This window comes from Pleurocapsa minor HA4230-MV1, from assembly GCA_019359095.1.
Lineage (GTDB): Bacteria > Cyanobacteriota > Cyanobacteriia > Cyanobacteriales > Xenococcaceae > Waterburya > Waterburya minor.
The window spans coordinates 240,072-258,816 of sequence record JAHHHZ010000025.1 but is presented as its reverse complement, the minus strand read 5'-3'; the positions used below and the strand labels follow the sequence as shown (position 1 = coordinate 258,816).

The window sequence follows — 18,745 nt, the reverse complement described above, 5'->3', positions numbered from 1 at the left end:
GTGCTAGAAATTACAAAGATTTAGATTTAGCAATTTTCCAAGCTTATAGTCAAGTTTCCCTTAAAGATATTCGTAATTGGTTTACCCACTCTTGTTACTGTATCTCACCAATTTGAGAAGGGCTATACAACAAACCTTTTACACCTGATAATCATGACGCTTTAACCGAAGATGATTACATCATGGTGCGCTGGGAGGGGAATAAAATTGTTCCAGTTGCGCCAAAAATCTAGTTTTAATATTAATCAAGGAACTTCGTTCCAGCTATAAGCTATCTGAAGAAAGATAAGTTCTGGGAAACTATACTGTATTAAGTAAGACTATTAAACAAGCGACAAGAAAAGGTCTTTTGTTGGCTGATTTGGATTGTTCAGAGTCGGGCGAAAACTATTATTGATAGATTCGAGATTAAAAATGACTGATATTAAAGAATTACACGATCGAGACTTCAACCTTTGGGTGGAAGCTACCAAAAAAGCGATCGCTTTTCAGATTTTCCCAGATCGTCAACTTCGTCAAACAAATTATCCCAGTCCATATTTTCAAAATCTCGTTCAGCGATCGCTTGAGAGTTATTTGGAGCGATTAATAGCTCATATCTTGAAGTTACAGTACTGGGATGCAGAAAGGGAAAGAAATTACAAGCATTGGAAAGTGGAAGTAATTAATTTTCGCCAGCGACTCAAGCGACTACTAAAACAAAATCCTAGTTTTAATCGCCTATTAGCTGAAATCTATCCAGAAATTTTCCAAAATGCTGTTAATGCTTGGCGGGTTGAGTTTGAAATCCCTGCAGATACTTGTTTTATTGAACTTGAACAAATGTTGAAAGATGATTTTTTTGGCTTTTGTTGAATGAAGCGATCTACATCGGAAGCTTCGTTTCAAAAAACATATCACTTCTCTTTTGTCAGATAAAAATTTTCTAACTTTTTAGTTTCTTTTTTGTTGTTATCAATATCGTCAAATTTCTTTTTGTATCCTTGCTTGAGAATAAAATCTCTTAGGTCAGAAATCTGATTTTCAAAAAATCTTAATTGCTTCCTAAGTTCTTTGTTTTCAGCTAATAATTCAATGTTCTGAGCTTTTAAACGCTCTATAGAATTTTCACTTTTTGACATTTCATAGACATTAGCTGCTAATATTTTTGTTTCTCTAGTTAACTCTTCCTTTTCTTGCTCCACTACATTGATACGATTTCTGAGTTGAGTGGCAATTATTTGGTGTGATTTGCTTGATGGAACTTCAGGTTGAACGTGATTGTATTTTTGTTGCTCTCTTAAACGCTGAATTTTATAAGCTAATTCTGGATATTTATAGATATAGCTAACAGAAACATTTGCTTCTCTCGCTACAGAACGAATGGTTATTTGTTGTTGTTTGTTAATTAGTTTAGTAATTGCTTTTTCTGTTCTGACTAGCGCATCATTCTTTTTTTTAAGACTGGCTTGATTCAATCCTGCTAACTGTTTATTATCCATTTACTTGCGTTAATAAATTATAGACGACAACGATGTAGACGTTGTAGATGCTTTTATAGGTATAACCGATAATTACAGTTATGGGAAGTAGAATTTTATCCTGCTGTATATATATATTTAGCTAGCTTGCACAAGATAATCTCAGCTCTATAGTATTCTTCCAGATCCTTGTGCTTCTTGCTCCCAGACTTTCTCTGAAATCCTATTGTCCACATAAATATGAAGAGTGACATCGGGTTAGGATAAACAGTTAAATATTTTGATTTGGGAATTAGTTAAATTACTTTAAAGAAGGTAATTATTAGTACTTAATTTAATTTTCGATAATCCATAGATAAATTGTCATAAATCTATCTATTACCTTCCTGCTCTTCCTACTTATTCTTTACTAGAATTAGATAGAGAAGATGTTCCCAAGATAAATTGAGTTGAAATATTACTCTACATCTTTTAACCAGAAAAAAATTCTCTCGATCTACTTCTACTTTAATTAGTTTAGATTCTGCTCAATAAGTTAACTATAGCAATCCTAAACGAAAGAGAAATTTCTACTACCTACTACCTACTACCTACTACCTAAAAACCAATCAATGTAGTTTCATGAATCAAATAGGAATGTTATAGGTGTCAAAGGAATTGATTTATTAAATTTACCTACCAACACAAAATTATATTTAGGCGATCGAGCTGTAATTAAAGTAACGGGATTACGCAATCCTTGCGCCCAATTAGACGCTTTTCAACCTGGTTTGATGTCTGCCGTACTAGATAGGGATGAGGCGGGTAGAATCGTCCGTAAAGCAGGGGTAATGAGCGTGGTTGTTTCTGGTGGGGTAGTAAAGATTGGCGATCGCATTCGTGTTGAACTTCCTCCTCAACCTTATCGATCGCTAGAACAAGTTTGAACAGTTTCAGCAATATGTGTCATTATTTAATTTTTGACACAACTAATCTAATTTTTTGAGAAAACAAACGATTCGCTCAACTTCTTTAAAGCCTAATGCTTTATGAGCAGTGATACTGGCTACGTTATCTAATTCAGCATCACTAGCTAATTCCTTAAAATCGTTTTCCAGCGCCCAAATCTCAGCGATTTCAATCAATTGTCTGCCATATCCACAGCCTCTCAAATCTTGATCGACATACCAACCTTCGACATAAGGAACTCGATCAGATTGACTTCCTTCAGCATAATTTCGCACTTTCAATTCAATAAAACCGCCAAGTTTATCGTTATCTCTTGCTAAAACAAATACCTCTTCCCCATGTATTTCGCCTTGAGCAAAATATCGCTCAATCTCATTGAGATGTGCTGTAATAGAGTCGGGCCATAGAGAATTTCTCATCCTCGCCCACTCGTTTCGATCATTTAGGTTAATAGTTCTAACTTTCACTTCCAATACCGATTTGATGTTTAGTTTAAAGCGCGTTCAACAACTCGTTCAACTGAATTGGGTAAATTGCTAAGAGACTGCTGTAAAAAGGCAGGTAGTAGCGGCAGCCTTGTTAATACATCAGAGTCAATCGGAAACCATCTGAACTCTAAAACAGTATTCTCTTCTACACTGGAAAAAGATTTCTCCTTGGCTAAATATAGCGATCGCTTTGGAAGTTTCATCAAAAAATAAAAAGCAATTTCATGATAGTCTTTTTGGGCATACTCAAAGAAATTTTCCACAACCCACAGTAAACGAACTATCTCAATATCTTCGTTTAACTCTTCCTTGATTTCCCTAATCAGAGTTTGCGAGGTAGTTTCCCCAATTTCAGCTCTCCCACCAGGACAAGTCCAAAAAGCATCTTCTGCTGAGCGATGTAGCAATATATGGTTATTGTCTATGGCAATACCAGCTATGCGAAAATTAAAGCATTCATCACCTCGATTAAAGGTAATCATTGTCCGTTCAAGAGACATTGGAACTAATCCTTATTTGTGTCAGAGTTACAATTTTGAAACATTTCATAGTAGGGGATATTATTTTTAACCGCGTAATCAGTCTTGGAAGAATAAAATTTTCCGTTGCGATCGTGAAAAGCCCAGTTGGTGGGAAACTGTAGGATTGCCCCCATAGTCAAAGGAACGCCAGATTCTTGTAAAACTTTGATTCGCCGATGCAGAGTGCTGCGAGATAAACCTGTTTCCTCAATTAACTGGCGATAACTATACTTTTTGCCTTCGATTAACATAATATTCAAGCTCTAATTGTGCCATTAATTTAAATATGACACATATTTAGATTATTCGTGTTTATCTGCGTTCATCTGTGGACAAGCATATCGGTAATAATTGTGTAGGAGAAAATTTGATTAGTAGTAGATATAACAAATATTTAGCTATTATTTTGTTTCATTACTTTAATTTTGACACAAATAGCAATACTAGAAAATGTTAGAACGTTCTTTTTATTACCTATTACCTATTACCTATTACCTATTACCTATTACCTATTACCTATTACCTACTACCTACTACCTATTACCTATTACCTATTACCTATTACCTATTACCTTTCTAGAAAGCATATGGCATTACCCAGAATAAAAATAGCCAAAGACAAAGCCGAATTAGTCCAAAGACTGTTAGATGAAAAAAGAACAACAGGAATGTTTTCTACCTATGCAGATGTAATTGCTTTTGCTGCAAGTTTGGGAGTAAAGCATCAAAGGCGATCGCCTGTTACAGAAGTATCTCAAAGTGAACCTGCACCCATTAGCCTAGAAGTATTCATTTCTCGTGGTTATGAACGGCTAATAAGATTGATTGCCGTGGTATCAACTGAAGATATTAAGGTTTTATCTAGCGAAGCTGAATCAGCCGAAGCAGCCAGAGTCTTAATTTTTGAAGAATACGCTAACGGGGGGTTAGAAAAGCTACAGCAAGAATTACGTGGCGCGGTAGATTATACCGATAGATTAGTTTTAATTTTAAATGCGGAAAGGTTTAGTCAGGAAGTCAGTAACGAAGAATTCGATCTGAGCAGATTCTTATAATGTGTCATAAGTTTAAACAAGATACATTTTTGGGTATCTTAAAATACAAAACTTCAGCATAATCAAGTATCAAAGTAGGCAATTTAAAGCTAGAGATTCTAATCAAAAATATCGGCAGGATCGGCAGTACGGAGCTTTTTCATGGCGATCGCACCTGAGAGGGTACACATTAGAATGTTTAAAGCAAAAACTTGTAAGGCAATATTTAAATCCATACTGACAGGAAATTCGATAAATTTTGCCATTAAATAATAGATCCCGTACGAAGCTAAATAGCCAGGAATAAAACCCATAATTGCTAAAATCAGAGATTCTTGCAAGACTACTAAAGATAGATCGCGATCTTTATACCCCATTGCCTTGAGAGTGGCATATTCGGGGAGGTGTTCGCTCACATCGGTATAAATCACTTGGTAAACAATCACAATACCCACAATAAAGCCGATCGCTGCGCCAAAATTTAAGATTTTACCTTCAGGCCAAGTGGCCACAAAATCCTGTTCACCTTGAGCTAATGCTTCTGGAGTTAATACTTTAATATCTTGACTGAGATTTTCTCGAATCCGTTTGATTACCGCTTGCCGATTCGCGCCTGGTTCTAGAGACAAAACACCAACTGTAACTGCTTCTAAAACATCTACCCCTTCCATTTGTCCATAATTCCAGTCACTCATCACCGTCACTCCCTTATAATCGAAAGTGCTGCTGAGGCTAAACAAACCCAAGACTGTGACACGACGGTTGTCTAAAATACTAGAAGCAAAACCTTGGCTCTTGACTAATTGGGGAATATTCCCTAGTTCCGATTTTGCCAGGCGATCGTATAAAATTACCCCTGGAGCAGATAAGAGATCTAATTGCTGATTGATTTCTGGTAGTTTAAATACTGGTTTGGTGGGATTAAAAGCAATAATTTGGACATCAGAAGATTTTGGGGGAACTGCGTCATCTTTATTTTCCGTTGAAGGCTCTAATAGATTAGGATTTACCCATTCTGCCCGTTCCAAATAAAGTGGTCGAGCATCAGCAACTCCCTCGATCGCATCTGCCTGGTAGAGATAGATACTGGGGAATGAACTATATTCCATGCTCTCGGCATAAGAAGACAATAAATAAAGATCGCCATTGAGATTTTCGGGCAAAATAGTCACCCCATCAAAGAGCATTGCCCTTAAACCTAATTGAGTAAAAATCAAAATAATCGAAAAAGCCACTCCTAAAATTGCTACCAATAAGCGAACTTTTTGATAAGACAATTGCAGCCACGCCACAGGAGTTCGACGTAGGTAAGAATTGATCTTCTGAAACAGTAGGTAAATTAATTTCACTTGATTTTTGACTTTTGACTTTTAACTTTTGACTTCACCTAATCATGATTTTGGATACTCATGCCAAAGGTCTACTTAACTCACCCAATTTTCTGACTTTAAATTTGGTACACGACTAAACTCTTTGATATTATTAGTGATCAAAGTAACTGGTAAACTAAGGGCGTGAGCAGCAATTAGAGTGTCTAGCGAGCCTATTGGTGTTCCTTGTGTTTCTAATTTTGCTCGAATATCACCGTAGATAGTAGCAGCAGCACGATCAAAATTTACTATCTCCAAAGGTAATAAAAATTGTGCCAATGCTTGTTGATTTTTTGCAGGGTATTGACTCTTTTGAACACCAAATTCAAGTTCGGCAACTGTAATAGAAGAGATTCCAATATCACCAACTTGATAGGTATTGAATTTATGCAATACTTCTAAAGGTTTTTGTTTAATAATATAAATGCAAATATTGGTATCGAGTAAAAATTTCATTCAAAGGCAGTTTCTCGTTCTTGTGATTTTGGTTGCTGGCGTTTTTCACTCATAAAATCAGCGGAAAATTGCTCTAAGCTCTCAAACAACGTTTCCCAAGCATCTTGATATGGTAAAAGCACTACAGCATTACCTATGCGTCTAATTAAGACTTTATCTCCAGGAAAACGATATTTTTTGGGTAGCCTAACTGCTTGGCTTTGACCATTTTGAAATAGTTTAGCTGTTTCCATCTTAAATTTAGTGATAGTATATATTTTTAGTATATATCATTGAAAAGATTAAAAATGATTAGTAATCAATTGTTGATTTCTACCCTAACTTGCATGTTAGTTAGGCTTGACACCTTTTGACTATCTTCAGGATTAAGGCGAATTTTAACTTCGACAATGCGAGAATTTTCGTCTTGAGTAGGATCTTCTTCAGAGGTTGCAGATAATTCTTTAGTTCCTACTTGTAAACCCAAATGTTCGACTGTTCCCTTTAACTTACCTGTAAATCCGCCATACTCACTGCTAACCGTTGCTGGCTGTCCAATTTTTACCTTCCCAATGTCAGTTTCATACACTTCGGCGATCGCATACATTTCATCCGTACGACCTAATTCGACAATTCCTTCTTCGGTGTTTACCTGTTCCCCCACACGGGTATTAATGCGCAAGATCTGACCAGAAATCGGCACTTTTACTTTAGTGTCCTCAAGATCGGCTTTAATTTTTTCCACGGCAATAGTTGCTTTTTCTACTTCTAGTTCTGCTACCTTAAGATCTACTGGTCTAATTTCCTGTAATTGAGCTAAATTTTCGCGTTCTTGGGTTATTTCCTGCTTTAAAGTTTGCTGAGTATTACCTAACTGAGCAAGTCTTTCGTTTAAGGTAGCCTGAGCCATATCTAACCCTTCTTTGGTTCGATCGAAAGCCTGAATACTCACCGCTCCCTGTTGTTGTAAACTGCGGTTGCGATCGTAAGTTAATTGAGCCTGTTTTAGCTGTGCTTTAGCAGAGGCGATCGCCGCCTGTCGTTCTGCTGTCTCATTACGTAATTGAGATTCAAGACGAGATATATTGGCTTGTTGTGCAGCCAATTGCGCTTGTTTACTTTCTCCTGCTTGGACTTGTGCTAATCTTGCTTGGGTTAACTCCACCTCTTTTTCAGCCTCTTCCAAATTTCTCTGGCTGTTTTCAAATCCCTGAAGAATAGCAATTACCTGATCTTTCTTCACGCGATCGCCCTCATCAACTAAGATCTGATTGACTCGACTATCTTCAGCATTTGCTACTGAGAGTTTAATCACTTCACCTTTAGGAGTTAATTTACCTAACGCCACCACCTGCTTTGCTGGCTGTACTTTGGGCTTTGTTTCTCTGGTTACATCCTGGGATTGAGCCAGAGAATTTAGGTCGCAACCAGAAATAATCCCCAACAGACTCACAATAGTGAGCCACCTACTTAAAAATCTTAACAAACTCATGCTTTGAGGAACTTCTAAATCTTTTTTGGTTAAATAAATCTACCTGCCAAGCAGCTTGAACATCTCAGCATTTCGACTACCGATCTTAACAATTCTCTTCCTTAAACTGCATGAATATTGAGGATTCTGGCTTTAATCAGGTCTCAATATAGCGATCGCCAAGCTGAAATCTTAAGTCACTCTGAAACGATAAATTTTGCTAATTAATCATAAAAAAAAATTATATATAAATAGTAAAAACATTGTGTTAACTTATTTATATAACGATGACAGTTAAGCAAAGTAAATCAAGCAGAATGACAACCTTAATTCAAAAACCGCAACCAAAAACTTTCAAATTTATCCTAGTACTCAAGCAATGGGTCAATAACTTAGAGATCGACCAAGAGCAAACCGCAAGACTAATTGTCCGATTAATTCCTGCTCAATGTCCTTTTGCTAGAGAAATACGAGCATTTGGTAAAGTAATAGTGCGGATTCCTGCTTTGTGTAAATTCAACCCCTTGTACGAGGAGTTAATTGGCTTGAGATTTCGTGCTTTATGTTTTCTTGCGGATCAATGTGGCGTAGACATTACACCTTATTGTTCATAGATAATTAATGTATTCTACTTATATAGCTCCATTACCCGATCGATGGGCATCCGCGATCGCACTTCTAAATCCAAACTAGAAACATGTCTCAGGTTAAAATGCTGAGCTGAGGCACAAGCGATCATCGCTGCATTATCGGTACAGAATTTTAATGGCGGAAAATAGAATGAAATTAACTATCGTTTCCAAGCCAACATAATCCCAATTGCATTGAATGCTCATTGTAATACCATACCATGCAGTCTATAAAAGTGTTTTCTCTAGGCCACTCTGAGTAATCAAAAGGTAATTTTTTACAATCTTTTGGACACCAAGCACTATGTCCAACGTTAATTATTCCTAAATACTTACTATTATTGTTTTTTATGTTATCAATTTTAATAAATATGCCATAGGGACGTATTCTAAAAACTTTTCCTTTAAACTTATAATTTATAGGATACTGTTTTTTAATTGACAACCATTTTGAATCACTCATTTATCAAATAAACTTTAAACTTTTCATAAAAAAATTAATATATTTGACAATAAAAAGTTGAAAAAATCTGAGTTTAAGATATTGACTAACTTATCATAACTATCAATTTCTTTTAATTATTTTTCGTTTTTATCGCTAATTACTACTGGATTGTAAATCCAAAGAGGCTAAGTCGAACATTTTCTTGATTCTCTTTTTTTTGTTCATAAGAGCATCACCTTTTTTTATTTCAATCAAGCTTGCGTGGATGTACAACGTATCGTCTGAGGCTGGATTATAAGATTAGTCAAATGTTCGTGAGCGCTCAAGATTTAACTGCTTGATTTTTTCGAGCGAGTTGTATTTCCAACTGCGTTTCCTGCCAAAATTGACCACCAAACTTACCTGCAATATCAGCTAAAGGATTTTTCTCTGTCACTTTAGTTTTTGGATCTGGATTAGAAACTTTATCTGTCATCACCTTTTGTTGATATTATGGCTACTCCTAATTTTAACTTTCTTTCCTGTTGTAGCTCATCATTAAATTGCACCAGAAATGTATTCTACTTATATAACTCCATTACCCGATCGATGGGCATCCGCGATCGCACTTCTAAATCTAAACGGGAAACATGACCCAGGTTAAAATGTTGAACTACGGCACAAGCGATCATTGCGGCATTATCGGTACAGAATTTTAGTGAAAGAACAATTCGCATTGCCTTACACTAATTCGATTCGCAGTTGACGACCAACTACCGAAGCTGCTCTAGTGATAGTTTCAATGCTCACTCCTGTCTTTTCTGGATCAAGTAGTCTATCTAACTGAGTCCTGGAGGTCTGCATCTGCTTTGCCATTTCTGTTTTAGTTAGATTTTGTCGCTTCATCTCCTCCGCGAGCTGACGTGCCAAGACTCGTTTAATTGCGATCGCCGTACATTCGACTTGCAACCCTTCTTCAAGTAAAAAATCATCGAAGCTAGAGCCAGTGTGAGGATTATCGGTCATATGTCTGGTGTTCCTTTTGACGTTTAACGGCTAAATCAATTTCTTTCTTCGGTGTCTTTTGAGACTTCTTAACAAACCCATTTAACAGAATCATTTCACCATTGCTGATGTAGAAGATGACCCGCGCTATTTTTCCTCTAGTTATCTTACTCCGCACTTCCCACAAATCTTTATAACCTGAAAGCGATCTACACAGGGGTAAGCCAATGGGAAAGCTGAATTCCACATCTTTGATATCACTGCCAATGATACGGCAGTCTTCACGGTCTAAAGTTTTCAACCAGTCTTTGACTGGCTCCACACCTCCTTCGGAGCGAAAAAACTTGGCTGGTAGTCTTTTCAATCTTCTCCCTCTATTAACTGTATCTTATATGGTACACAAATGTCCGCTCTAAATCGCAGCCAAATTCGATTTATTGAGCCAGAGCAGAGCAGCTGAGAAAACAACCTTATTATTTTGTCGAGCGAAATAGTATTCTAGTCATATAGCTCCATTACCCGATCGATGGGCATCCGCGATCGCACTTCTAAATCCAAACTAGAAACATGTCCCAAGTTAAAATGTTGGGCTGCTGCACAAGCGATCATCGCGGCATTATCAGTACAAAATTTTAGAGGGGGAAAATAGACTTTGAGGTTGTGTTTTTCAGCTGCCTGTTGTAAGTGTGTTCTTAATCCACTATTAGCAGCCACCCCACCGCCGATAGTAATAGTATCCAAGCCATGATCGAGAGCGCATTTAACGCTGCGTTTAGTTAACACCTTAGCTACAGTAGCTTGAAAACTGGCTGCCACATCATTAACAGGGATTTCACCTTGTTGTAACTGCTCTACCAATCTCAAAACGGCGGTTTTAATACCGCTAAAGCTATAGTCATAGGGATGATATCCCCCTTCTGGTAAGGAAATTCTGCCCTCTGGTAGCTGAAATGCTTTAGAATTGCCTTGCTGTGCCAAGCGATCGATTACGGGGCCTCCTGGATAGCCTAAATCTAATAACCGCGCTACTTTATCAAAGGCCTCTCCTGCTGCGTCATCTCTAGTTGAGCCGAGTAATTCGTATTTGCCATAGTCTTTGACGTAAATACTACTAGTATGTCCACCAGAAACTAGTAAACACAAAAAAGGTGGTTGTAATTCTGGTTGAGCTAGATAAGAAGCATAAATATGTCCCTCAAGATGATGCACCCCTAAAAACGGCTTATTGTGAATTATCGATAGGGTTTTGGCTGCTGCCATGCCGACTAATAAAGCCCCTACTAAACCTGGAGTACAGGTAACTGCGATCGCGTCTATATTTTGCCAGGTTAAATTCGCTTCTGACATGGCGCGATCTATACAGGGATTAATTATTTCCAGGTGTTGCCTAGATGCTAATTCGGGGACAACTCCGCCATAAGTTTGATGTAATTCAATCTGAGAAGAAACAATACTACTCAAAACTTGACGGTTCTTTACAATTGCCACCGCTGTTTCGTCACAACTTGTTTCGATCGCTAAAATTGTTGCCATCCTTTGATAAATTTATCTATTAGTTAGCGTCTAGAATCTATCTTGGCGCTTTTGTACAAACACAATAATTATCTGTCACAAAAGGAAACATATTCATGAGAAGGTTGTTTGCTTTAATATTGGTATTTACGCTTTGGTTTGGTTTTGCACCCACAGCGAATGCTGATGATGTAGCTAATTTAACTCCCTGCGGAGAAAATCCTGCCTACGTCCAAAAAGCTAAAAATTTCCGTAACACTACAGACGATCCTAACTCTGGTCAAATTAGAGCCGAGCGCTATGCAGAAGCTCTTTGTGGCCCTGAAGGATTCCCCCATCTAATCGTAGATGGTCGCTGGTCACACATGGGAGACTTTTTTATTCCTAGTGTTTTATTCTTATACATTGCTGGCTGGATTGGTTGGGCTGGTCGCTCATATGTCATTGCAGTTAGAGATGAGAAAAATGCCGAAATGCAAGAGATCGTGATTAACGTTCCCTTGGCTATAAGCAAGATGTTAGCTGCTGCTACTTGGCCACTGCTTGCCTTTGGCGAATTTACCAGTGGTAAATTGATTGCCGACGAATCGGAAATCACTGTCTCTCCGCGCTAAATCACATTCTTTATTGTTTCACAGGAGGATACTATGGGAGACTTACAAAAGTTTCTTTCTACTGCCCCAGTTTTGATTATGGCTCTGTTGACATTTACAGCAGGGATTTTAATTGAATTCAATCGTTTTTTTCCAGACCTATTATTTCACCCTCTAACTTAGAGCAAAATCTCATGCTTTAAAATCTTCTAAACTTAATAACGTGTTGATTTTTGGTAGAGGTGCTAATTATTTACACTCGATCAACTGCGATTAATTTAACTGTTAGTCGTAGTTTTTTTATGTTTCAAAGAATTTTTACATTTTATGTAAGTTAAGAGCCAACTGCCACACCACAGGTTTGGTTGCAACACTGCCTAATATACTTTGGTAAGAATTTTTCAGGAGCTAAAAGTTGATGGTAGGCTAAACGATTTTCTCGTTTCATCTCTTTTAACTCTCGTTCTGTGGTTGTGGCAAAATGACTTGCAATTATTTCTCCCAGGTCGTTGAGGGAGTTGACTGGAACTTTGATCAGATGCAGCTGTTCTTCGTAGGGAATTACCCCGTCAGTATCGATAACCACAGGGATTCGCCCTGCATTTAACGCCATATAAAAGCGTCCCGAAAAATTACCGCCACCCCTGACACACAACACATAATCACTTTTATCAGTGTTAGCAATAAACAGATTTTCTAGGGTAGTTTTATTAGATTCATTCTTAACATAATAACTTTGACGATTATTAGTAACATCAAAACAAACTTCAAGTTTTGAATCGGCAGCCAGTATCTTCATTGCCGTTTCTCTTAATTGAAGACTCATACCTTCGGTTATTCTGGGATCTACCCGACGAGACAATCTTCCTTGAGATAAGACTAATTTAGTCACAGCATCAGGCACAATAGATTTACTCAAGTTTGCCAACTTACCCCTTGAGGATGTAGTTCCACAAAAGCCAATAACTGGTTTTTTTCCTTTAGGGGGAATATTTAGAGCATCCAAACCTCTTTTGGTTCTATCATTGCTCCAGTAAGGACATTCCGTTTCAAATGATTTTTTTAAACTTTTATACAAACCATTACGTAAAATGTTCGCCCAAGGTATGTCGAGTAACACATCAGAGTCACTCATTGCATCGATAATCAGCGGTTTACGGTGCATTTGCGCTTCTTGGGCTGCCTGATATACAGAACGATCGAAAGCTAAGGTTTCTGGAGTAAAGGCTTTGTTGGGATAAATCGCTACGTCGCAATCCTGAATCGAATCAACCTCTATATAGCGGTTTTCGGTAATGAATTGACTAAAGATATTATCTCTATGTTGAGGCCTTAATGACCATAACATTTCAACACGAGTATTTTCGGTGGCGTTAAAAGTATAAATTTTCATCGGCAAATTCCTAGAAGTTTTTTACATCAGCTTAAATGCATAGTGCTTAGACACAATAGATTTAAACCAAAATAGATAAATATTTAAAAAGTAATTACCAAAATATGAAAGCCAAGAATCTTAGTGAAAATTGTGTTAGGAACGAGGTCTAAGATTTAGTAAAGTTACTCAAGTTAATCAATCAAACTTTGCTGCACTGCTACGATATCTCGGCCAACCTTAAGATAAGAATATCCTTTTAAAGCAAGCAAATTTCCACATTCTCTAGTTACTTCAGGCAAAAGATGAGTATATTCAAAGTTAATAATATCTGGCAATAAATTACTTTGAAAAGCCATTTGGAGAATTTCGTAATCAAAGCCTTCAGTATCTATTTGTAAGAGATTTACGTGTTGGATACAGTGCTTCTTAATCAACGAAGTAAGACTAATTCCTGGCACTTCAACAACTTCAATAAATTGCTCAATGTTAGGAATTAATGGCTTTTGTTTAAGAATAACATCACGATTAAAACTAGCAAGTAATTTAACATATTCTGGCAGTGATTCATCCGCCCTAACTCGATAGAGTTTAACCATACCATCTTCTTTGGCGATCGCACAATTTTCTAATTTAAACTTTGATAAATGGCTATATGTGTGACAAAGTTCATTATATAAATTGGGCAGAGGCTCAACTAAAATTCCTGACCAATTATCTTGTGTAATGATTGAATGGACAGGATCGCCTGTTTTCCCGTCGTTAGCCCCAATCTGTAAAATGACAGCTTCAGGAGTATTTTGAAATAGTTGCCTGACTAATAATTTTAATAAGTCAATATTTTTTTCTGGAAAATCACGAATTCGTTGAAGATTATAACCATTTTTCCAGAGCAGTGACTGAGTTATATCCTTAATTAATTTCATATCAATCCTGCCAATTAAACTACTTTACTTTTTACAAATTTTGTCTGAGGTTACCATAGAATGAAAAAGTAAATGAAAAGATAGTGTTGGTAAGTTTTGGTATTCCGATCTTGCTCTCATTTCCAACATTTATAGTATTTGTAACAAATATTTTGTGGCTTGAACTAAAAAAATATTGGATAACCAGGAGCAACCCAATTATCCAAATATAGCTTTGATATTTAATCTTTAAATCTTGCTTTATACAGCCGAGAGATGCTGTGAATCAATGCTCGCCGACTCTAAAGGCGCATGAGCTACTGTTGAAGGATCTTCTAATCCTACATCGCTACAGTGAGGCTCAATTCCCAAACCTTTGCGGGGATACTCACGGCAAATTAAGCGATACTCCGCAACTGCTCGATCTAATTCTTCGCGAGTCAGAGAATTGAGATAACCACATTGACCAATTTCGCCTTTAGGTAGTGGTGCAGCTAAGTTACAACCACGCTTCTCAAAAATCTTTTGCTGAGATGCCCACAGAGTATCTGTTCTCAACATAATATCATGCCATAGGCTCAACCCAAACGAACTAATTAGGCGCATAATACGCTGAAATTGTGCTTCATCAATCCATTTCATCCGCAGACTTAGGTAAGCACCAAAACCCATCCCTATAGCAACTGCGTGTCCATGTAACAAGCCAGCTTCAATTTCAAACCCAGGTGACCAGGTGTGTCCATAAGCATGAGGGCGGCATTGATGAGTTTCGTAAAGGTTGTCGTATTCTGCTGCTACATAGCTTCGTAATGCAGCACCCAAAATTTTCTGGGATAGAAGATTAATCTCAGGATCAGCTTCGCAACCCATAGTGCCAAAACGTGTTTCGATTAACCGAGGGCCAGCCTGTTCCATCATTTCAAATAGCTCTGCGTCCTTAGTGACAGCCATTTTAATAATTTCAATGATTCCGTGACGCAGCCATCCCTCTCTCAAAGTCTTAAAGAAATAGCGATCGGTAATTGATAGTATTGGAGGATGATAAGCGCCAAAAAGATTCTTATAGCCAAAGCCATCACAACAGGTACGAGGAGATGGCCCTGCATCGATACCCGCCACAATAGAAGTAGAAAGCATAATGTAGGGCGTATTGCGATGATATAGGGCGCAGGCTAGTCCTCCAGTATCGGCTAACACACCACCGCCAACGATTAACACTGGTTCGTTGCGCGATACTCCTAAGTTTTTAAAATCACCAAGCATTTTTTCGACAGTGTAGATACCTTTATCCACTTCCATTGCTCGATATACCAGTTTTTCGAGCTTAATGCCGTGATAGTCAAAATAATGTTCAAGCTGTTCACCAAAATAGCTCTCAACGTTTTGGTCAACAAGACATACACAACGTCCATGAGAAATATACATATCTCTCAACAACAACTGCTCAGGATCGAGAGAATTATCAATAACTTTAATGGAAGTAAAGGTGCTAGACCTCATTACCGCCTCAATAGTTTGATCGTCAGGGGTGCTTTCCACGTAGCCACGGCTTTCACGGTAACTAGAAGTAGGATAGATGGCGTGGGGATTTTCCTTAACCAAACGTTCTGCTAAATCTTGATAAAATTCTCCCTCGGCACTGTTTTTCAAATAATCGATTAGCTTGATTTTGCCTAATTCTGAGGAGTGTATTTTGTTGGCAAACTTGTACCACTCCTGACCTATGGTTTTGTCGAAGGCAGAGAAAAGTTCTGCCAAAACGCCAAAAAAGCTGCTCAGAGAAAGGTTAAGACAAGTGCGAAGCTTGCGACAAGGGGATATACCCTTTACTGCATCTACTTCAGCAAACTCTGCTCCTAATTCCTGAGAAAAAGCAGGACTATCGATCAATGAAAGCAATAAGCTTTTGAATTGTTCGCTACAGCAAATGGCTTCTACAGCCTTTTCCAAGTTCTGGCACGTCAGAGGCTTACAGTCTTGCTTAGAGATAAAAGCTTTAACTGCCAAGGTAGTCTTTGTCATTATTTATTCCGAAAGAAACGGTAAGTGCAAAATTTTTAGGGTTGTGTAAGTCCCTTATTTAAGTTGAGATAACATAATTGCTTCAAAAAGCTAATAAGATAGTACCAAAAACTCTTTGAAAGGCAAATTATAGTGATGAAGAATACAGTTTTCTGTTTTCCTGTCCGCAATACAATTAGTTGATTTTTGTCATTATCTTAAAATAAACGCAGCTAAAAATAGGCAGGGAGTATTGTGAAACAGGATGCTATTTCAATCATGTCACCTAATTTTGAAGAGTCTTGTAAGTAATGAGAAAATTTAACTTAAATGCTTAGCGTACTTTGTTATGGTAACTAAAAATCACACCTAGTAGGTGAATTTTCTAATATATTTAACTAGATAATAATAGACGATCGCCTATCAATAAGACACTGAAAGGGGTATAGCAAAGCTTTAAGACGGATTAAATTTATTTCAATATGCCTGGTTTATTGTTTATACTTTAAATGCGTTATATGGGAACAAAAAAAATCAATTTTGTCATCAATCTTTGGTTATAGTCTATTGGTTTTAAATTAAAGTTGAACCATAACTCGATCATGATGATCTAGCTGGCTGCTCTAAAAAATTAAAAAGCAGACCCCAACTAAGCGAGGTCTGCTTTTTAAGTATAATTTTGTATTTTTTAAGTAACGAGTCCTAAAGGATAAGCTTCGCAAATAAAAAGTAAAGAGTAACAAGCCCAATCCGTCGTTACTTGTTACTCTTCACTCGTTACTTTCATATAGTGGGCCGAGTTGGATTTGAACCAACGTAGGCGTAGCCAGCGGATTTACAGTCCGCCTCCTTTAACCACTCGGACATCGACCCTTTCGTGTCACGATTAAATATCATAACACAGGATAAACGCAAAAGAGCAATAAAAATAAAATTAACTGAATTTTGAGCTGTTCGCGCTCTGCTTCCTGTAGTAATGAGGCAAAGCTAAACTACATAGGCTGATTTTAAGGCCCATAAAATTAAAGCAGTTATGCCTCCAAAAATTAACAGGGCGGATACAGCAACCAAAATTGGTTTGTCTGCACCATCAAACTTCATTATTCCTCGATTTAAGTCAGACATAGCGATTTTAATCTTAATTGGTAATACGTAAATGTTATCAAAACAATTTGGGTTTGGGGCTATTCTTCAAATTTCCCTTATTATCGCCTCGATCTGTAAAGTAATTGATGCTGATTTTGAGCAAAAAAATCATAAATGGAACGTAATTTCTTGTTTATTGAAAGGGAGATTATTGTTGATGGCGGAAATTTCCTCTTGCTCCATTCGATTGACATCATCGATGTAGTTATGTAGGATTCGCGCCATGCGGGGATTGTAAAAGCGATGAAGACTATAATTGGCAGTAGCGGGAAAGCCTCTTCTTTTTTTATGTCTACCTCCTGCACCTGGGTCATAAGTCTTGATGCCATTGGCGATCGCCCATTCAATTGGTTTGTAGTAACAGGCTTCAAAATGCAGGGCATTATATTCTTCATAACAGCCCCAGTACCTACCATATAGTCGATCGCCTTTTTGCAGACAGAAAGACATACCGACAGGATGGCGATCATCTTGCTCGGTATATGCCACAATCAATAAGACGCGATCGCTATAGTTAGGATAAAGCTGCTCAAAAAACCGTCGAGTAAGGTATTTACTCCCCCAGTAAAACTTGTTGCAGGTACTACTATAAAATCGATAAATATCAGCATATAGATACTGGGGAATTTCCGCTCCAGCATAAGTTTTGGTCAATAAGCCTGCTTGGGTGACGGCTTTCCTTTCGCGTTTAATATTTTTGCGCTGATTACTATTAAACATCTTGAGATAGTCATCAAAACAGTTAAAATCTTGATTTGACCAAATATAGCCATGATGCAGCCAGCTAGCAAAACCATTGTTCTCCATCATTTTGCGCCAGTCAGGATCGACAAATAAAAAATTACAGCCAGAAAGCCGATTGCGATCGCAAAAGTTATCGATCGCTGCTAGCATCAATTCAGTAATCACTTCCTCATCTTCCCCAGGAGCGACTAAGAACCGATATCCCACTGCGGGAGTAAAGGGAGTCATGCCCAACAACTTTGGATAGTAATTAATTCCCAAACGATGGGATAAATCTGCCCATTGATGGTCAAAAACGAATTCTCCGTAACTATGACCCTTAATATATAAGGGTGCAGCAGCAATTAAATAGCGATCGCGCCAGACTGTCAGGTGACAAGGTTGCCAACCATTACGAGCCGTTGCACTGCCCGAAACTTCAAGATTATTTAGCCACTCCCACTCTAAGAAAGGAGTAGCCAGGGGTTTGGCTAATTCATCCCAGCTTGCTTGGGGAATTTCGGCTATTTGAGTAATCCAAGACAGAGAGTATTGAGATTTGATCTGCTCAATCATAATGTGGCGTTTAAGACTGAAGTAACTGAGGATTTGTTAATTAGCCTAATAAATATTGCTAAAAATTGCCGTAAAACCCATATTAATTATCTTATTCCCACCTGATGAGACTGATATAGCCCTAATAGATCG

The 18,745-nt window shown here is 37.6% G+C and carries 25 protein-coding genes and 1 tRNA gene; 6 read left to right on the top strand and 20 right to left on the bottom strand.

Features of this window, described 5'->3' with window-relative positions; genetic code table 11:
- Window positions 1–414 precede the first annotated feature (414 nt).
- Entirely contained in the window at window positions 415–855 is a 441-nt protein-coding gene (locus tag KME09_17895; protein ID MBW4535814.1) for a DUF29 domain-containing protein, read from the top strand.
- Window positions 856–896: 41 nt separating this feature from the next.
- On the opposite strand, the gene KME09_17890 is transcribed toward KME09_17895, so the two are convergent.
- Complete coding sequence (locus tag KME09_17890) at window positions 897–1,481, bottom strand: hypothetical protein (GenBank protein ID MBW4535813.1); 585 nt, start codon at window positions 1,479–1,481, stop codon at window positions 897–899.
- Between the two features lie 752 nt (window positions 1,482–2,233).
- On the opposite strand from KME09_17890, the gene KME09_17885 reads away from it, so the two are divergent.
- Window positions 2,234–2,386 (top strand): hypothetical protein, encoded by a 153-nt coding sequence (locus tag KME09_17885; protein ID MBW4535812.1) that lies wholly within the window; start codon window positions 2,234–2,236, stop codon window positions 2,384–2,386.
- 42 nt (window positions 2,387–2,428) lie between these two features.
- Here the strand turns inward: KME09_17885 and KME09_17880 are convergent, their stop codons facing one another.
- Genes KME09_17880 through KME09_17870 form a run of 3 tightly spaced genes read right to left on the bottom strand, consistent with a single transcriptional unit; the run spans window position 2,429 to window position 3,668 of the window.
- The gene (locus KME09_17880; protein ID MBW4535811.1) at window positions 2,429–2,875 is read right to left on the bottom strand and encodes a GNAT family N-acetyltransferase; all 447 of its coding nucleotides are present in this window, start codon (window positions 2,873–2,875) and stop codon (window positions 2,429–2,431) included.
- A 20-nt stretch (window positions 2,876–2,895) separates the two neighbouring features.
- Complete coding sequence (locus tag KME09_17875; GenBank protein ID MBW4535810.1) at window positions 2,896–3,396, bottom strand: NUDIX hydrolase; 501 nt, start codon at window positions 3,394–3,396, stop codon at window positions 2,896–2,898.
- A 5-nt stretch (window positions 3,397–3,401) separates the two neighbouring features.
- Entirely contained in the window at window positions 3,402–3,668 is a 267-nt protein-coding gene (locus KME09_17870) for a winged helix-turn-helix domain-containing protein (protein MBW4535809.1), read from the bottom strand.
- 336 nt (window positions 3,669–4,004) lie between these two features.
- Between KME09_17870 and KME09_17865 the strand changes: the two genes are divergently transcribed.
- The gene (locus KME09_17865; protein ID MBW4535808.1) at window positions 4,005–4,472 is read left to right on the top strand and encodes a DNA phosphorothioation-associated protein 4; all 468 of its coding nucleotides are present in this window, start codon (window positions 4,005–4,007) and stop codon (window positions 4,470–4,472) included.
- Window positions 4,473–4,570: 98 nt separating this feature from the next.
- Here KME09_17865 and devC read toward each other — a convergent pair whose 3' ends face one another.
- The 4 genes from devC to KME09_17845 all read right to left on the bottom strand — a co-directional run bounded on the left by devC (window position 4,571) and on the right by KME09_17845 (window position 7,748).
- Window positions 4,571–5,800 (bottom strand): ABC transporter permease DevC, encoded by a 1,230-nt coding sequence (gene devC / locus KME09_17860; GenBank protein ID MBW4535807.1) that lies wholly within the window; start codon window positions 5,798–5,800, stop codon window positions 4,571–4,573.
- Between the two features lie 75 nt (window positions 5,801–5,875).
- Window positions 5,876–6,277: a type II toxin-antitoxin system VapC family toxin gene (locus KME09_17855; protein ID MBW4535806.1), complete on the bottom strand. Its 402-nt coding sequence runs from the start codon at window positions 6,275–6,277 to the stop codon at window positions 5,876–5,878.
- Window positions 6,274–6,510 carry an antitoxin gene (locus KME09_17850; GenBank protein MBW4535805.1) on the bottom strand — a complete coding sequence of 79 codons (237 nt, stop codon included), beginning with the start codon at window positions 6,508–6,510 and terminating at the stop codon, window positions 6,274–6,276. The genes KME09_17855 and KME09_17850 overlap by 4 nt, the downstream gene beginning before the upstream one ends.
- Before the next feature lie 65 nt (window positions 6,511–6,575).
- A complete protein-coding gene (locus KME09_17845) occupies window positions 6,576–7,748 on the bottom strand; it encodes an HlyD family efflux transporter periplasmic adaptor subunit (GenBank protein ID MBW4535804.1) in 1,173 nt (390 codons plus the stop codon).
- A 296-nt stretch (window positions 7,749–8,044) separates the two neighbouring features.
- Here KME09_17845 and KME09_17840 point away from each other — a divergent pair, with 296 nt between their 5' ends.
- Entirely contained in the window at window positions 8,045–8,341 is a 297-nt protein-coding gene (locus KME09_17840) for a Mo-dependent nitrogenase C-terminal domain-containing protein (GenBank protein MBW4535803.1), read from the top strand.
- A 172-nt stretch (window positions 8,342–8,513) separates the two neighbouring features.
- Here the strand turns inward: KME09_17840 and KME09_17835 are convergent, their stop codons facing one another.
- From KME09_17835 to tsaD, 6 genes are all read right to left on the bottom strand, one after another.
- Window positions 8,514–8,819 carry a hypothetical protein gene (locus tag KME09_17835; GenBank protein MBW4535802.1) on the bottom strand — a complete coding sequence of 102 codons (306 nt, stop codon included), beginning with the start codon at window positions 8,817–8,819 and terminating at the stop codon, window positions 8,514–8,516.
- Window positions 8,820–9,123: 304 nt separating this feature from the next.
- Window positions 9,124–9,276: a hypothetical protein gene (locus tag KME09_17830; protein ID MBW4535801.1), complete on the bottom strand. Its 153-nt coding sequence runs from the start codon at window positions 9,274–9,276 to the stop codon at window positions 9,124–9,126.
- Between the two features lie 85 nt (window positions 9,277–9,361).
- Window positions 9,362–9,517 carry a hypothetical protein gene (locus tag KME09_17825; protein MBW4535800.1) on the bottom strand — a complete coding sequence of 52 codons (156 nt, stop codon included), beginning with the start codon at window positions 9,515–9,517 and terminating at the stop codon, window positions 9,362–9,364.
- 4 nt (window positions 9,518–9,521) lie between these two features.
- Window positions 9,522–9,806 carry a helix-turn-helix domain-containing protein gene (locus KME09_17820; GenBank protein MBW4535799.1) on the bottom strand — a complete coding sequence of 95 codons (285 nt, stop codon included), beginning with the start codon at window positions 9,804–9,806 and terminating at the stop codon, window positions 9,522–9,524.
- Complete coding sequence (locus KME09_17815) at window positions 9,796–10,149, bottom strand: type II toxin-antitoxin system RelE/ParE family toxin (protein ID MBW4535798.1); 354 nt, start codon at window positions 10,147–10,149, stop codon at window positions 9,796–9,798. The genes KME09_17820 and KME09_17815 overlap by 11 nt, the downstream gene beginning before the upstream one ends.
- Window positions 10,150–10,283: 134 nt before the next feature.
- The gene (tsaD, locus tag KME09_17810; GenBank protein MBW4535797.1) at window positions 10,284–11,318 is read right to left on the bottom strand and encodes a tRNA (adenosine(37)-N6)-threonylcarbamoyltransferase complex transferase subunit TsaD; all 1,035 of its coding nucleotides are present in this window, start codon (window positions 11,316–11,318) and stop codon (window positions 10,284–10,286) included.
- Window positions 11,319–11,413: 95 nt separating this feature from the next.
- Between tsaD and KME09_17805 the strand changes: the two genes are divergently transcribed.
- The gene (locus tag KME09_17805) at window positions 11,414–11,911 is read left to right on the top strand and encodes a Photosystem I reaction center subunit III (protein MBW4535796.1); all 498 of its coding nucleotides are present in this window, start codon (window positions 11,414–11,416) and stop codon (window positions 11,909–11,911) included.
- A gap of 33 nt (window positions 11,912–11,944) precedes the next feature.
- On the top strand, window positions 11,945–12,073 hold the full coding sequence (gene psaJ, locus KME09_17800) for a photosystem I reaction center subunit IX (GenBank protein ID MBW4535795.1): 129 nt from the start codon (window positions 11,945–11,947) through the stop codon (window positions 12,071–12,073).
- Window positions 12,074–12,224: 151 nt separating this feature from the next.
- On the opposite strand, the gene KME09_17795 is transcribed toward psaJ, so the two are convergent.
- From KME09_17795 to KME09_17770, 6 genes are all read right to left on the bottom strand, one after another.
- The gene (locus KME09_17795; protein ID MBW4535794.1) at window positions 12,225–13,283 is read right to left on the bottom strand and encodes a hypothetical protein; all 1,059 of its coding nucleotides are present in this window, start codon (window positions 13,281–13,283) and stop codon (window positions 12,225–12,227) included.
- A 173-nt stretch (window positions 13,284–13,456) separates the two neighbouring features.
- Complete coding sequence (locus KME09_17790) at window positions 13,457–14,188, bottom strand: FkbM family methyltransferase (protein MBW4535793.1); 732 nt, start codon at window positions 14,186–14,188, stop codon at window positions 13,457–13,459.
- 240 nt (window positions 14,189–14,428) lie between these two features.
- A complete protein-coding gene (locus tag KME09_17785) occupies window positions 14,429–16,189 on the bottom strand; it encodes a sedoheptulose 7-phosphate cyclase (protein MBW4535792.1) in 1,761 nt (586 codons plus the stop codon).
- 770 nt (window positions 16,190–16,959) lie between these two features.
- Window positions 16,960–17,041 (bottom strand) — tRNA-Tyr (locus tag KME09_17780).
- A 114-nt stretch (window positions 17,042–17,155) separates the two neighbouring features.
- Window positions 17,156–17,293 (bottom strand): hypothetical protein, encoded by a 138-nt coding sequence (locus tag KME09_17775; GenBank protein MBW4535791.1) that lies wholly within the window; start codon window positions 17,291–17,293, stop codon window positions 17,156–17,158.
- A gap of 129 nt (window positions 17,294–17,422) precedes the next feature.
- The gene (locus tag KME09_17770; GenBank protein MBW4535790.1) at window positions 17,423–18,613 is read right to left on the bottom strand and encodes a GNAT family N-acetyltransferase; all 1,191 of its coding nucleotides are present in this window, start codon (window positions 18,611–18,613) and stop codon (window positions 17,423–17,425) included.
- Between the last annotated feature and the right edge of the window lie 132 nt (window positions 18,614–18,745).